This is a genomic window from Planktothrix paucivesiculata PCC 9631 (assembly GCF_900009265.2).
In the GTDB taxonomy this organism is placed as follows: Bacteria; Cyanobacteriota; Cyanobacteriia; order Cyanobacteriales; family Microcoleaceae; genus Planktothrix; species Planktothrix paucivesiculata.
The window spans coordinates 53,242-69,634 of the sequence record NZ_LR734998.1 but is presented as its reverse complement, the minus strand read 5'-3'; the positions used below and the strand labels follow the sequence as shown (position 1 = coordinate 69,634).

Sequence of the window (16,393 nt, the reverse complement as noted above, 5' to 3'; positions counted from 1 at the left end):
GTTTTAGATTAAGAATTGGGATCAGATGGAGATTCACCAAATAAATTGTTATAGGTGAACCCGGCGGCAATTCCTCCCAAAATCGGAGCGACCCAGAATAACCATAATTGTTGGATAGCCCAACCACCCACAAATAATGCGGGGCCAGTGCTACGGGCCGGATTTACAGATACATTGGTAACGGGAATTCCGATTAAGTGAATCAAGGTTAATCCTAAACCAATGGCAATGGGGGCAAAGCCTTGAGGGGCGCGGCGATCGGTTGATCCCATAATCACCATTAAGAACATGAAGGTCAAGACAAATTCACCGATCAGAGCAGAAACGAGATTATAACCGCCGGGAGAATGTTCTCCATATCCATTGGTAGCAAAGGGGTTGGAACCACTTCTAAAGGCAACGGGATCAAATCCAGCTTTCCCCGTGACAATTAAATAAATCACTAAGGATGCGACAATCGCTCCAACCACTTGAGAGCCAATATACATGGCTAAATCTTTGCCTCCTGAGAAGCGTTTACCCGCCCATAATCCAAAGGAAACGGCCGGATTGAGATGGCAACCGGAAATATGACCTATGCCATAGGCCATGGTTAAAACGGTTAAACCAAACGCTAATGACACCCCAGCAAATCCAATCCCCAGGGCATTAGTCGTTCCATCTGGAAATGCCGCAGCAAAAACAGCCGATCCACATCCACCAAACACTAGCCAAAATGTTCCAAAGAATTCGGCAATACATCTCTTAGTTAGCGGCATGATTAAACCTCTTGAAAATATATCTGGAGTTGAACTATCAGGTTTAACCCTGATAAGTTTCAGTTGAAACCTACCATAAAATTGTTTAATTTTGGTGTGATATGTGGCAAATTCAGTAAAAATTAATAATTCCTTGATCAATTGTTAAGAAATCATAAAAATTATCATTTATTGTAAAAAATAATTTAAGATGTTATCTTTTAAAATTGTTTTGATTAAGAGATCGGTGATCAGTAAGCATTAGTATAAACTTAAAGCTAAAAATACATGATCAATCTGTTTGTTTTTCAACCTACAGTCTACATTTTATTTATATTTATTAATATTATTACCCTTGACAAGTTAACAAAAATAAGATAATAATTCCCTATCTAATTAAAGTTAGCAAAAATTACCTTATGGAATCTAATCCCCCCCTCAAAACCCTAGGTTGTTTAGGAGATGTCACCCTAGAAACCGATCATGTCCGCTTAAAAGGATGGATAACTTCACTGCAAGGTGAACCCATAGAAGGGTTTAAGTTAATCATTGGGGGGCAAGAAATCACTCAATTCAAAATTGAAAAAAACCTGCCTAGTCCCGATGTTTATAAACTATTTCCCACCTTACCTAAAGCTGACCAAGCTCGATTTTTAATTTATATTCCTGTAGAGGTGGTTGCACCGAATCAATTTAATACTTTAGTACAATTAATTCCTTTAGTCAACGGAGAAGCAGGAGAAGTTTTATTTAATTTATTAGAATCTAGTCTTCCGGTTCCAGAGAAAGAAGACCGAGTAGGAGTCGGAGGAAGTTTTAAATTTGTCGCCTGTGATTTTCTTGGTCATTTTGTGAATAAAGCGCAACTAAAACCCCACGAATCTATTTTAGATGCCGGATGTGGCGTGGGTCGCATGGCCTATTCCCTCGCCTATTATTTAGATGATAGCGCTCGTTATGAAGGGTTTGATATTGTTGAAAAATGGATTAACTGGAATCAATCTATGATTCATGAACATCGACCTAATTTTAACTTTAAATGGGCAAATATTTATAGTAAACGCTATAATACAGAAGGAACAATTAAAGTAGAAAACTATGATTTCCCCTATGCAGATGAACAATTTGATTTTGTTTTCCTAACTTCCGTATTTACCCACTTATATGCGAATGCAGTTCAGAATTATCTTAAAGAAGTTTATCGAGTGCTTAAACCCGGAGGACGGTGTTTATGTACATTCTTTTTATTAAATGAAGAATCAGAAGCCCTGATTAAAGCAGGAAAAAGTTCTCAAAATTTAATCCATGAATTTGAAGACTCATTTTTCTCTAATTTAGAAATTCCCGAAAGTGATATGGGTCATCGAGAAGCCTTAGTTATGAAGTGGATTCAAGCATTGGGTTTTACAGTTTCCGCCAAATATTATGGGTTATGGTGTGGACGAACACTAGCTACCAACTACCAAGATATCTTAATCCTAAAAAAACCGTAGTAAGCCCTTTAGGGCTTTCTTGTATATTTTTAAGTTTTGGGGGATTAAGCCCTGAAGGGCTTACTACAGGTGGAAAGGCGCGAAAAAATTAAGGATAAATTTTCGTTTGGTGTTGTATTACCTACACCATAACAGGCTCGTTTTCGCCAAGCAATAATAGGTAAATGTCCTAAAGGTGCATTCAGGGTAAAATTTAATTCTTCATAATAAAGCCAACTTTCTCCCCGACACCAACCAACTTGGTCACAAAATTTTGGATAATCTCCTTCTAAATTATAGAAAATTTCCCATTGACGGGTTAAACTAAATAATCCCTGACTATAATATTCCCAGAGCCAATTTAGAGTGTTTAAATCCGTACAGGGAAACCGTTCAATATCTTCGGGTCTTAACCATTTTTCGGCTTCTCTTTCGGCAATATATAACATTAATTTCCAGGTATATTCATCGGCGGTTTTCCAATCTCCATGGGCTAATAATTCAATCAGGGAACTGTAGTCTATGCCAATTTCTGATTGAGGAAAATTTTGATCGGATGGGGGAGTTATATTAACTAATAATTCCGGGTTAATACTTTCTAAATAATGTAATATCCAGTCTAACAAATTTTGTAGGTTTTGTCTTTCCCGAGTAGCTTGTTGGAGTTGATTTTCCAGGGATTCTAACCGAGGTAAAAGATCGGCAATAGTTAATCTTTTTTTTGATTTAGAAGGAGTTTTATGTTGGTCAATATCGACAATTTGGCGGTATTTCCAAGTTTGTTTTGCCCAATCTAAATGATTTTGATTCTGTTTTAAACCTTCTGGTATTGATATATGGAATTGTAAATCCCATCCACAGACTAAACAAGTTTGCGGAATCGGTTTTTGATAGTCAGAGTCACAGACTGGACATTGAAAGCTCATGGAATCAAGGGGGTAAAGTCGGTATTAGGGGGTTTGTCGTATGTTAACATTCCGCCACCCTCGAAACCTTATTCCTCAATTTCCTGTCATTTCCTAACAATATTGTATGATTTAGGTATCTGGGGTACTCTTGAGAGAATATTAGGGCAAGGCAGTTAAGGCAAATAATAAGTTATATCTTTTTTGTACAGGTTAGTTGTCCAATCCCCTATTCAAACAATTTATCAAAGGCAATCAATTGTAAATTTTGACTATTTATTGAGGAATAAGAAATGATGAGTGAGTCCGCATTAACTACCATATTAATTATTGATAATCGTTCAATTGACCTACATATATTATTAGATTTATTGAGTCAAAAACAGGTCAATTTATTGTCGGTAAACCTTGATAAATCTGCGGTTTCTATGGAGGAATCCTCTTTAGCTGATTTGATTTTTATAGCGGTTTCCATGCCCGGTGAGAATGAATTTTTGTTTTGTCAACAATTGCAGAGTTCGGGTCTAAATATTCCGATTATTTTAATTACGAACTCCCAGGAACAAGAAACTATTAAAACATGGTTGAGCTTAGGGGTGATGGATTATCTTTTTACTTGCTTAGAAACCGAGGAATTTTTACTTAAAGTTAGTAACTATTTGAGGATGGCAGAAGCTCGAAAAGAAATTAGACAAAGCTATCATTTATTGCAAGAGCAGTTAGAAATAGAAATACAGGAAAAGTTGCAAATTGAAAAAATCAATCATCAATTAGAGATGGCGGTCGAATCCTCCGCTCAAGCATTAAAAATATCCATGGCAGAATCAGAAAATAATAAAATTGCTTTAGAACACTGTTTAAACCAAATTAAGATTATTCAGACCCAGTTAGTGAATAATGAAAAAATGTCAATCCTAGGGCAGATGTTAGCGGGAATTGCCCATGAAATCAATAATCCGGTTAATTTTATTTATGGAAATTTAGCTTATGTTCAAGAATATACCGACAATCTTTTAAATATTTTTGAACTTTATCAACGGTATTATTCTAATCCCCATCCGGTGATTAAACAGCAAGTTGAAGCAGTAGAATTAAACTTTATTTTAGAAGATTTGCCTAAGATGTTAGAATCGATGCAGGTGGGTGCAGAACGAATTCGAGAAATTGTTCTGAGTTTACGCAGTTTTGCCCGTCAGGATGGTTCTAAAATGAGAGCAACTAATCTTCATGAAGGCATTGATAGCACCTTAATGATTTTACAAAATCGGTTAAAACGAAAACAGGATCATCCCGCAATTCATGTAGTCAAAGAATATAGTTCTTCTTTACCTTTGGTTGAATGTTATGGAGGAGAAATGAATCAAGTTTTTATGAATATTTTAGCGAATGCGATTGATGCCATTGAAGAAAACAATCAACAAAAAAATATGGAACAATTGCAGGTTAATCCGGGTCAGATTGTGATTAAAACTGATATTATCAATGATCATAATGTCACGATTAAAATTAGTGATAATGCTGGGGGTATGGCTGAGGAAATTTTAAATAATTTATTTGAACCTTTCTTGACGACTAAACCCGTAGGGAAAGGCACTGGGATTGGTTTATCTATCTGCAAAAATATAGTGGTGGAAAAACATCAAGGTAGTTTACAATGTATTTCTACCCCGGGACAGGGAACAGAATTTATTATTGAAATTCCCATTAAGTAGGTGGTCATAAATAGAGTTAAAATAAGAAATGAAGAAATATCAGAGGAATAGTCATGCCACTGAGGTTAAGAATTCAACTAACAGAAGAAGAAAAACAAGAGCTACTAACTCTGTATCAGCAAGAGAAAGTTCCGAAAAGAACAAGGCAGAGAATAGATATATTAATGTTTAGTGATGGAGGATGGATGGTCTCAAAAATAGCCCAGACTTTAAGGTGTTCAGAAGCCATGGTAAGAAAAACAATAACTCGATGGATAAATCAAGAAAAAGAAGGATTATTTGATGCTCCTCGTTCGGGAAGAAAACGGAGGTGGAAAGAAGAAGATATAGAATATTTAGAAACTTGTATAGAGTCAGATGAAAGAACTTATAATAGCCGTCAACTGTCGGAAAAACTTCTGCGAGAGAGAGCGATCGCACTAAGCGCAGAAAGAATTAGAAAAATCTTAAAAAAAAAAGACTGGCGCTGGAAAAGAACAAAAGCCAGTTTAAAGAAAAAACAGAATCCCGAAAAAACAGCGAGCAAGAAAAGAGATTTGGAGACGTTAAAGCGTTATGAAGAAGAGGGTTTGGTCAGATTAAAATATTTAGATGAGGCAGGTTTTTGTTTATGGAGTCCTGTGAGTTACACCTATGTAAAAAAGGGGAAGCAGAAACAAATAAACCAGACGAAAAAGCGAGGAAAAAGATTGAATGTAATTGGAGTATTAGAAAAAGGAAAAAGTTTTGAGTACGGTTTAAGTTTGTCAGGAATTACAAGTGAGAATTACATAAAATTTATAGATTGGCAAGCGGAAAAAGCTGAAAAGCATTTTCAAAATACTCGACAAATTACCGTACTGATTCAAGATAACTACAGTGTCCATAAAAGTCAAAAAATACAAGAAAAAGAAAGGGAGTGGCAAGACAAAAAATTAGAATTTTTCTTCCTGTCTGCTTATAGCCCTGAATTGAATGAAATCGAACCAGAATGGCATCAATTAAAAACTCATGAACTGGCGGGAAGAATGTTTGAAGATGAATATGATTTGAGCCAAGCTGTGATTCAAGCCATTGAAGATAGAAACGAAAGAAATGATTGTACCTGCGATCGCTTGCGATTTAATTCCCTGAGTAACTCTCAAGAATTATCCTAAACAATCTTTTTCTATTATTGACTTTATTTATGACCACCTACTTACTCAGGAAATGCCGATGCAAAATAATCTGTACAAAAAACAAGTTTCTATATTAAATCAGGGAAATTGATTTGCTATATTTTCCGTTTTTCAACCCTTAATTTGAGGAATTAGATATGAAAAATTTAAACAATAAATCTCTTTTGAAAACAACATTGATTTTATTGGTTTTTCCCTTAATTAATAGTTGGAATTTATCAAAAGTGATCGCTCAAATTATACCCGACCAAACCCTACCTCAAAATACTATTATTACCCCCGATGGTAGTATCATTAAAATAGAAGGTGGAACCCAAAATGGGATTAACTTATTCCATAGTTTTAAAGAGTTTTCAGTTCCCGAAGGTGTGGCTGCCTTTTTCAATAATTCTATTGAGATTAAAAATATTATGAGTCGGGTTACAGGCAATAATATTTCCAATATTCAAGGTTTAATTCAAGCCAATGGTACAGCCAATATATTCTTAATTAATCCCAATGGAATATTATTTGGCCCCAATGCTCAACTAAATATTGGAGGGTCTTTTACTGCTAGTACCGCTAATAGTATTATTTTTGAGCAGGGTGGTGAATTTAGTGCCAGCAATCCCCAAGCACCGCCCCTATTAACCGTTAATGTTCCTATCGGGTTACAACTAGGAAATCAACCCGGTGCTATTACAAATCAATCCCAATCTTTAGGTATAGGAGTTGATGGGAATAGTGCAAAAACAGGATTACAAGTCCAACCCGGTCAAAATATTAGTTTAATCGGCGGAGATGTGATTTTAAATCAAGGTTATCTGACCGCTTTTAATGGTAGAATTGAATTAGCAGCCCTAAAAAATGGCACTTGGTCTTTACAACCCCAACCCGAACAATTCAACGCCCCTACCCTTCAATTCGGCTCAATTAAATTATTAAATCAAAGTCAAATTGATACCAGTGGAGCCGGAGGGGGATTAATTACCATTCAAGGAGGCATGGTTTCCCTCACCGATAGTTCTCGGATTATTTCTAATACTTTAGATGCCCTAAATGGGGCTGGAATCCAAATTCAAGCCGAACAATTTCAATTAGATAATCGTGCTTTTATCTCCTCCTCCACCATTGGCACAGGAAACGCCGGAAATATTAATATTAAAGCCAAAAATTCGATTGATTTAGTCGGAACTCAACCCCTATCTTTCATCGAACAATTATTATCCGAACAGTTTAGTCCCACTAATCTTTATGACGGTATTTTTAGCGTCAGTGTGGGTGAAGGAGCTTCGGGAAATGTCACCCTAGAAACTCAACAAATCCAGATTATGAACGGGGCGACGATTTTAACCCCGACCGTGGGGGTGGGGTCAGGGGGAAATATTAACCTATTGGCCTCAAAATCCGTTGATATTACTAACGGTTCCATTGTAGTCACCGGAACTATTAGCCCTGGCGATTCGGGAGATATCAATATTTTTACCCCCCAATTGCGCGTCCTGCAAGATGGATATATCATCACCAGTCCCGGGCGTTCCGGGGAAGGTCAGGGGGGAAATATTACGGTGAATGCCGATACCGTGGAACTGCGGGGGGTGAAATCGGGCGTCGCTTCCCCGGGGGGATTGTTTACCGCCACCCTGGGTACTGGAGGCGCGGGGGATATCACGATTAACAGCCGGGAACTGACCGTTGCCGAAGGGGCGCAGGTATCTGCTTCGGCTGCGGGGGCGGGGAAAGGGGGCAATTTAACTGTGAATGCGGAATCGGTACAACTGCGGGGCGTGTCCCAGGATGGGCGGTTTTTGAGTGGGTTACTCACCTCATCTTCCCTCTTAACCGTCCAGGGACAAAAAGGCACCGCACCCGCCGGGGATTTAACCGTGAATACTCAACGGTTAGTTGTGCGCGACGGAGCCCAAATTTCGGCGGCCACTGGCGGGGAAGGGGCGGCCGGAAATTTAACCTTAAATGCCTCGGACTCCATTGATGTGGTGGGCTTTGCCACCAATATTGATGAATCGGTGGAAGCTGTTTCCTTTGGAACTATTGGCGATGGTATTGTTCCTAGTTCTATTGAGTCGAATACCAGTGGCGCGGGTAGTGCGGGGGATTTGCGGATTAATACCGGACGGTTAACGGTGCGAAATGGGGCGGAAATTGGGGTGCGGGGAACCAATGAAGGGGCCGCGGGTAACTTGGAAATTCAGGCGGATAGGGTTTTATTGGATAATGACGGAACCATTAGCGCCGCCACGGTAGCCGGAACCGGGGGAAATATTCGGTTACAGGCGCGCCTGGTGGAACTGCGACGGGATAGCCAAATTACCACTAATGCCAGTAACGCCGATGGGGGAAATATTACCCTGGGAACGTCTAATTTAGTGGCTTTGGAAAATAGTGATATTACCGCTAATGCTCAGGCAGGGAAAGGGGGACAGGTGAGAATTAATGCTCAAGGAGTGTTTGGAACCCAGTTTCGAGAATTTCAGACTCCTAACAGTGATATTACCGCCACCAGTGAGTTAGGGGCGGAATTTAGCGGGGCGGTGGAAATTAGTAGTCCAGAAGTTGACCCCAGTGCCGGGATAGGGTCGTTACCGAGTAATTTGGTTGACCCCACCACCTTAATTACAACTCGGTGTTCGGGAAATGAACAAAATCAATTTGTGATTACTGGACGGGGGGGTTTACCTGCGAGTCCCAATGATGCTTTAAGTTCTGAACCCACGGTCATCAATTGGATTAATTTAGTTGAACCCACGACAACATCCCCTGTCACCAGAATATCTCCTGTAGAGACGCGCCCGGGCGCAGCCATGCCGAAGGCTATTGGCACGTCTCTACGGCGAAATATTCAGGAGGCTCAAGGATGGATAGTTCGGGCTGATGGGGTTATCGAATTAGTGACTAATCCTCCCAACGGTACACCACAGCCTACAGGTGTGTTACCTCCTCAATGTTAAGAGGTAATTACGAATTACGAATTACGAATTACGAATTACGAATTACGAATGGGTAAGGTAATGATAAAGGTACTCCCTTCTCCAGGTGTAGAGGTACACAGCAGTTGACCTTGATGTTTTTCGACAATAATTTGATAACTGATGGCTAAACCCATGCCTGTCCCGCGACCAACGGGTTTGGTGGTAAAAAAGGGTTCAAAAATTCGACTCCGAACGGTTTCAGCCATGCCTGAGCCATTATCAGAAATTTGAATTTGTACCCATTTTTTTGGTTGGGAATCGGTGACAATATCCGTATGGATGGAAATTTGGGGTGGGCTGTTTTGTTGGACTGTTTCTAGGGCATCAATGGCATTAATAAAAATATTCATAAACACTTGATTCAGTTGACCGACATAGCAATGAATTAAGGGAATATTGCCATAATTTTTGACAATTTTAATTTTTGGTCGAGACGCTTGGGCTTTGAGACGATGCTTTAAAATCATCAAGGTGTTATCAAGATTTTCATGTAAATCTATGGTTTTAATATCCGCTTCATCTAAACGGGAAAATGAACGCAAGGATAGGACAATATCGGAAATTCTTTGACTTCCGGTTAGCATAGAATTGAACATTTTCTGGAGGTCTGAGGTGATAAATTCTAAGTCTAATTCATCAATTTCGGTTTGAATTTCGGGGACAGGTTGGGGATAATGGGTTTGATATAAGGAAATTAAATGGAGTAGGCTATCTGTATATTCTTTGGCATAGGTGATATTTCCAAAAATAAAACTCACCGGATTATTAATTTCATGGGCAATTCCGGCAACTAATTGACCCAAACTTGACATTTTTTCGCTTTGTAATAATTGGGTTTGGGTTTGTTTGAGTTGGGTGAGAGTTTTTTCTAATTCGGTGGCTTTTTGTTGCAATTCGATTTGAGATTCCTGTAAACTATAGGTATCCTGTTCAATTTTTTCGGCCATTTGATCAAATGCTATAGAAATTTGAGCTAATTCATCTGACCCTTCTAGGCGGCTGCGATCGCTTAAATCTCCCTGAGCTAAATTCTGGCTCACTAATACCAACCTCGAGACTCTTTTGGTTAAGGTCATTTCAAAAAATAACCACACCAATAAACAAATAATTAGCACCACTGCATTCATTTGTAAAGAACGGTTTAAGGCATCTTGATAGGCTTGTTTTTTGGTTTGAGTTAGATCATAAATTGAGAGTAGGGTTCCCACTTGAGGACGCAATTGATTGGGTTTTGGGGGAAGTATGACGGGGGTAATCACCTTTAAAATTTGCCGATTATCTGACCAAACTTTTTCTGTAACTTTGGTTTGTTTAGCCTGTTGAATCTGGGGGTAAAGATAGGAAAAACTTGTATTAATTATGGGTTTTTGTTGTAATTGATAGTAATTGGAAAAAATAACAATATTATTTTCATCTAGGAAAGCTGATAATTGTAAGTTAGGTTCTTCTCCCGTTTCACCAATCACCAACTTTGCCCCATCTAAACTTTTATTATCTATGTTAACTCGCCGTAAAATAAATTCTAAGAGGCCAACAGTTTTTTCACTATAAAAATCTGCCTGTTCTACAACTCTGTTTTCCTGACGTTTGTAGGTTGCGTTTACTTCTGTTATAAAACTATATAAACCTAGTCCACTACTTAAAAATAGAAGTAAACTGGGAATAGTGACGCGCAGAGGTAGACTAAAAGCAAAACGTTTCATGGATTCGAGGTTTAGGGGGAATTAGGAATGGGAATTAGGAATGGGTAATGGGTAATGGGTAATGGGTAATGGGTAATACTTCGACTTCGCTCAGTAACAGGGTAATGGGTAATGGTATTAACTCTTACACTGATAACTGATGACTGATGACTGATGACTGATTATTACTGATTCAATTGAGTGAAAAAACGAGCATCTAATAATGAGGAAAAATCTATATTTGATTGTAGTAGTTTCTTTTCCTGCATTAATTTAGATAATTTATTAGCAGAATTAACCATACTCGGATCGGTTTGCGAGAGAAGTTTTTGATTTTCTGTGGGTGTAAAAAAACTCAGTAATTTGAGAGAATCCAAAAATTCCTTCGCTGTGATTCCTCCCCGTCTTGCCATAATTTTAGCCGCATTTTCCGGTTCTTTTTTTAAATAATCTAATGCCATAAACCAGCCCCGCACTAACTGCTCTAAATCCTTAGATTGAGTTTCTAAGGTATCCTGACGTACCACCAACACATCCACTACTTCCCCCGGTATTTTGGTGGTATCAAATAAGACTTTAGCACCAGTTGCCAGTAAATTAGACCGAACCGGTTCAAAGGTAACAACGGCATCAACTTCACCCTGTTTAAACCCAGCTTCATGTTCCGAGAAATCCAGGGAAACCACAGTAATATCCTGTAGAGAAAGTCCGGCTTTATCAAGTGCCCGACTCAGTATATAAGCCCCTAATGCGGTGTTTTCCACCCCGACTTTTTTTCCTTTAATATCTGCTAGGGTTTGTAACTCCGGTTTCCCGATAATTACATCTGCACCATTGGATACATCTATCAACATAATTGCCCTAACCTCTGGAAAGGTTTCCGCCAGGATTAAGTTTTCATCAATGCTCATCCCTCCTGCTTGTAAATTCCCACTACGCAGCGCGTTACTAACTTCCGTTGTAGAGGGATAATCAACAATATCAATCGAAGTATTTTGATAGTAACCCAACTCCTCGGCTAAATATAAAGGGGCGAAACCCGGCCAATTATTAACGCCTACAAGCAGGGGTATTGTCGGTTGCTCAAAACAACTAACTAATATTCCTAAACCGATACAGATTAACATTCCCAACGAAAAAAAATGAATCAATTTACGGGATTTTTTGGCTGGAATTCTACTATTGTTCATGATTATTCCTCTGATTTTCCCACAGAAAACTCTGAATTAACTGAACTAACTGCCGAATTTGTACGGGTTTAGCCAGATATTCATTCGCTCCGGCTGCTAAACATTTTTCCCTGTCCCCAGCCATTGCAAAAGCAGTGAGGGCAATGATGGGTAGGGTAGCCCGTTGTGGGTTAGCCCGAATCTGGCGCATGGCTTCCAAGCCGTCCATTTCTGGCATGGAAATATCCATTAAAATCAAATCTGGATGCAGACTAACCGCTTTTTGAACTGCTTCGATCCCATTTTTGGCGACTTCGAGATCAAATCCCTTCGCCTGTAGGTAGTTAAGCAGGGTTTGAATATTGTCGGGATTGTCTTCAGCCAGCAAAATTAAAGGACGTTTTGATTGTCGAGGGGTGTTCCCCGACCAGGCTGATCTGTCTAAAAGTTTCGCTGGAGTCAGCGTCGGCAATTCTCTCCCAGGATTCCAAGGGAGGGCGACGGTAAAGCAACTGCCTTTTCCGGGTTGACTGTCAAGGGTAACCGTCCCGCCGTGCATTTCCACGAGTTTTTTAACTAAAACTAATCCTAAACCTGTGCCTTCATAACGTCGGGATAAACGGCTATCAATTTGTACAAACACTTGAAATAATCGGGCTTGATCTTCGAGAGCAATACCAATTCCATTATCAATGACGGAAAAACACACCCTTTTTTCATCGATATCTCCTCTGACTTCCAGGCGCACCCTCCCACCCTCAGAGGTAAATTTTACCGCATTATTGAGCAAATTAATTAAAACTTGACGGATGCGACGTTCATCTACATTCAGGGCTTCGGTGACATCTTCAATCTGATAACTGAGGCGAATATTTTTTTGGTGAGCCTGTTGTTTGACAAAACTTAAACTGTGTTGACAGAGTTCATTCACAGAAACGGGAGAGCATTCTAGGTCTAATTTTCCGGCTTCAATTTTGGAGAGATCGAGAATATCGTTAATTAGTTCGAGTAGGTATTTTCCATTTCTATAAATTAGCTTTAGGGCTTGATTTTGTTGTTCATTGAGTTCTCCAAAGGTTTGTTCTTGTAGGACTTCTGACATTCCTAAAATTGAGTTCAGGGGCGTCCTGAGTTCGTGGCTCATATTTGCTAGAAATTCATCTTTCAGACGGGAAGCCCGAGCAAGTTCGGCGTTGGCGATCGCCAATTGTTCATTGGTTTGACGCAGTTGAATTTCAGCTTGTTGGCGTTCGTGTAGGGCAGCTTGGCGTTCACTAATATCTTGAGAAATACAAATATAATCCCCATCTTCGGTGACGGTAAAGGAAACCTCTTGATTAAAAGTTGTACCATCTTTTCTTAAACCGATGGTTTCTCCCCGCCAGAATTTTTGTTGTTTTAACAGGGGAAATATATCTTTTTCAAACCATTTTACTACCTCCAAAGTATAAAGGACTCGCCAATTTTTAGTTAATAATTCTTCGGGACTACTATAACCAAATAGTTTTAAGTGGGCATTATTCACATAAATATATTCTTCATTTTTTAAAATAGAAATTCCATCAATAGAAGCCTCTACAGCCGCTAACTGACGTTTAAGATTATCTTCAGCCTGTTTGCGATCGCTAATATTTTGAGCCACGCCTAAAATTTGTTGGGTGTTTCCTGATGAATCTCGTTTAAACACAGTAGCATGACTGGAAAACCATAACCATTCCTTATTTTTATGCTGGATGCGATATTCCACGTAACTAATCTCTCGATCACTCATTTGAGCGGTTTCTTCTAGGTGTTTAATGACTGTTTCTTGATCATCAGGATGAAAAAGCATTGAAAAGTTATCCCCCATTATAGATAATTCTAGCGAGGTATATCCTAAAATGTTCGTTAAGGATCGGCTATTATAAATACTGCGATTCTGCTCTACATCGTAGAGATATAAAATATTAGGACTACTATCGGCAATACTTTCAATAAATTGTTCTCTTTCCCGCAGGGTTTCTACTAATTGAGCTTGTTCTAAAGCCACACCCACTTGATCGGCAATTTCTCGCATCAGTTCAATCTCAAAATCCGTCCATTTTCGAGGAGAAACACAGTGATGGGCAATCATAAATCCCCAAAAAATATTATTTTGAATAATCGGAACAATCAATTTAGCTTTAATCTTCCATTCTTGTAAAAATTCAACTAAACAGGGAGTAGTCTCTTGATAGGTTTGGTAGATATCTGCAATAGCTTTTACAGTTCTATTAGAATAAAGTTGTTGATATTCTAGGGGAAAAACTTCTTCGGGAAAGTCAACATTGAGAATGGAATTCCATCCGGGTAATACACTTTCTGCGATCGTCTTTCCTGTTCCATTGTCAAAGACTCGATAAATTAACACGCGATCGCACCCTAAAATATTTTGAACTTCGGTTACAGTAGTTTGTAAAATTTGGTCAATATCTAAAGATTGACGAATTTTTAAAGCGATTTCGGCAAATAAACGGGATTTGCGTTCTTGACGTTCTAATTTAGCAGTTCGATCTAAAATTCTAGTTTCTAATTGTTGATTCAGAATTCTTAACTTATGTTCAATTTTTTGTCGTTCTTTGATTTCCATTTCCGCCGTTTGATAAAGTTGGGATTGTTGAATACCAATTGACAATTGCACCGCAATTTCATCTAATAATTCTAATTCACTGGGCTGCCAATTGCGAGGAGAAGAACATTGATGTGCGATTAACAATCCCCAAATAAAATTTCCATTTTCTCGATTCTGATCTTGAATTAAAATCGGCACAACTAAATTAGATTTAACCTGAAGTCGAGTTAATAATTGTTCATGACATTCTGATAAATTTGCTGTTTGAATATTATTAATAGCAATTTTTTTACCTTGCAAATAATCCAAAGCACCTCCGGCTTTAAAACAAATATCTTCCAAATACATTCCTAAGCAGGAAGTCCAGCCCTCTCCCACCGATTCCGCCACAATTGTTCCATTAAATGTAGAATCAAATTCATAGACTAAAACCCGATCACAATTGAGAATTGTCCGAATATCAACCACGGCATTATTCAGAATATCGGTTAAATTCAGAGATTGACGAATATGCAGGGCGGTTTGGTAAAATAGCCGTTCCCTTTGAACTCGTTGGTGTAATTGCTGTTCTGCTTTTTTGCGTTCGCTAATATCAAAACTAATCCCGACTAAACCGATGGGATTTCCCGCTTGATCTCGAATTAAAGTATCAAAAACATGAATCGGTAAAGTGCTACCATCTTTACGCGAGGTGGTAAATTCTCCTTCCCAATATCCTTTGTTGATAACTTCATAAACAATTTCCTCGGCTAAATCCTGTTGATCCAGAGGAACAAAAAAATTAATAATATTATTACCTAGGGCTTCTTTTGCTGTCCACTGATATAAAGTTTGAGCATATTGATTCCAATAAATTATTATTCCTTCTAAATCCGTGGCAATAATAGCATTCTGTACCTGATCTAAAAGAGAAGCCTGTAAAGCCATTTTAGCTTCGATCAAATTTCGTTCTTGAATCTCATCTTTCAATTTTTGATTAGCCCGTTTTAAAGCATTTGTTCGTTCTTGAATTTTTTCTTCAAGTTTAGTATTTTGACTTTGAAGTAATTGTAGTTTTTGGACTTCTAAATTATTAACTTTTTGTCGCAATACATTCACTAATTCTAATAAATCAATCGGGTTAATTCCTTGCAAAATGCTCGTCGGAGTAATAATTCCTCTGAGTTCCCCGCGATCGTCAACAATCGGTATTCGATTAATATGGTGTTTCTGCATTAACAGATGAGCCGCTAATAATGTATCATTGGGCTTTAGGCAAAAGACGGGGGTGCTCATGAAGCTTTTGGCTTCTAGGTTCCAATCTAAACCTAATGCTTGAAACTTGATAATATCTCCTTCCGTTAGTAAACCCATGGGAATTTTTAATGGCTGTTGATTGCAGATTTTTTCCTCAACTAAAACCACACAACTCACCTGGGCAGAATTGATTAACTCAGCCAATTTTAAGAGGGAAATATTAACAGGTGCTTGTACAACCTTGGAAGTCATTACCTCCTCAATGGTTCGTAGTTTTAATAAATCCGTAGGTTCTAGGGCATTTTTTAAATCTCGATGGGTGAGTAAACCGACTAATTTACCATCGGGATTAACTAAGGGTAAATGGCGAACTTTATGCTTTTGGAGTAGGTTTAAAGTTGTGCTTAAATGGCTAAATTCTGTTTGTTGCAGGGTAATTACTGGTTGAGTCATAACTTCCCTGACGGTCAAACTTTTGAGATCAACTTGTTGAGCAATTAAACGCACAATGTCCCGATGGGTTAATATTCCTATGGGTCGGTGATCTACGGTAACAATTAGACAGGTTTTCCCCTGATTTATGGCTAAGGAATTGGGAGTTAATAAACAGGTGGTTTGAGATTGGTTGAAAATTGCGATCGCCTCACTTAATATTGTTTCTGGCATCACGGTCAATGGATCAGTAGTGATAGCCTTTTGTAAAGGAGAAATAAACAAATTATCAGAATCACTAGACATAAAATTAAGATTTGGGGTAGGTAATG

General features: G+C 38.5%; 9 protein-coding genes. 4 read left to right on the top strand and 5 right to left on the bottom strand.

The annotated features are described in order from the left end of the window. Positions 1 to 8: 8 nt before the first annotated feature. Positions 9 to 758, bottom strand: coding sequence for an aquaporin Z (gene aqpZ / locus PL9631_RS03740; RefSeq protein WP_083617280.1), 750 nt, complete (start codon positions 756 to 758; stop codon positions 9 to 11). Positions 759 to 1,156: 398 nt separating this feature from the next. On the opposite strand from aqpZ, the gene PL9631_RS03735 reads away from it, so the two are divergent. Then, positions 1,157 to 2,230, top strand: a complete 1,074-nt coding sequence (locus PL9631_RS03735) for a class I SAM-dependent methyltransferase (protein WP_083617136.1) — start codon at positions 1,157 to 1,159, stop codon at positions 2,228 to 2,230. Positions 2,231 to 2,274: 44 nt separating this feature from the next. On the opposite strand, the gene PL9631_RS03730 is transcribed toward PL9631_RS03735, so the two are convergent. Continuing rightward, entirely contained in the window at positions 2,275 to 3,135 is an 861-nt protein-coding gene (locus PL9631_RS03730; RefSeq protein ID WP_083617133.1) for a GUN4 domain-containing protein, read from the bottom strand. 272 nt (positions 3,136 to 3,407) lie between these two features. On the opposite strand from PL9631_RS03730, the gene PL9631_RS03725 reads away from it, so the two are divergent. From PL9631_RS03725 to PL9631_RS03715, 3 genes are all read left to right on the top strand, one after another. Then, positions 3,408 to 4,826, top strand: coding sequence for an ATP-binding protein (locus tag PL9631_RS03725; protein ID WP_083617130.1), 1,419 nt, complete (start codon positions 3,408 to 3,410; stop codon positions 4,824 to 4,826). Positions 4,827 to 4,879: 53 nt separating this feature from the next. Next, positions 4,880 to 5,962 carry an IS630 family transposase gene (locus PL9631_RS03720; RefSeq protein ID WP_083616166.1) on the top strand — a complete coding sequence of 361 codons (1,083 nt, stop codon included), beginning with the start codon at positions 4,880 to 4,882 and terminating at the stop codon, positions 5,960 to 5,962. Positions 5,963 to 6,120: 158 nt separating this feature from the next. Further along, positions 6,121 to 8,931, top strand: a complete 2,811-nt coding sequence (locus tag PL9631_RS03715) for a two-partner secretion domain-containing protein (RefSeq protein WP_083617128.1) — start codon at positions 6,121 to 6,123, stop codon at positions 8,929 to 8,931. A gap of 35 nt (positions 8,932 to 8,966) precedes the next feature. Here PL9631_RS03715 and PL9631_RS03710 read toward each other — a convergent pair whose 3' ends face one another. The 3 genes from PL9631_RS03710 to PL9631_RS03700 all read right to left on the bottom strand — a co-directional run bounded on the left by PL9631_RS03710 (position 8,967) and on the right by PL9631_RS03700 (position 16,367). Then, positions 8,967 to 10,655, bottom strand: a complete 1,689-nt coding sequence (locus PL9631_RS03710; RefSeq protein ID WP_083617123.1) for a sensor histidine kinase — start codon at positions 10,653 to 10,655, stop codon at positions 8,967 to 8,969. 164 nt (positions 10,656 to 10,819) lie between these two features. After that, on the bottom strand, positions 10,820 to 11,824 hold the full coding sequence (locus tag PL9631_RS03705) for an ABC transporter substrate-binding protein (protein ID WP_083617120.1): 1,005 nt from the start codon (positions 11,822 to 11,824) through the stop codon (positions 10,820 to 10,822). Further along, entirely contained in the window at positions 11,814 to 16,367 is a 4,554-nt protein-coding gene (locus PL9631_RS03700) for a PAS domain S-box protein (RefSeq protein WP_083617117.1), read from the bottom strand. Before PL9631_RS03700 ends, PL9631_RS03705 begins: the two co-directional genes overlap by 11 nt. Positions 16,368 to 16,393 lie beyond the last annotated feature (26 nt).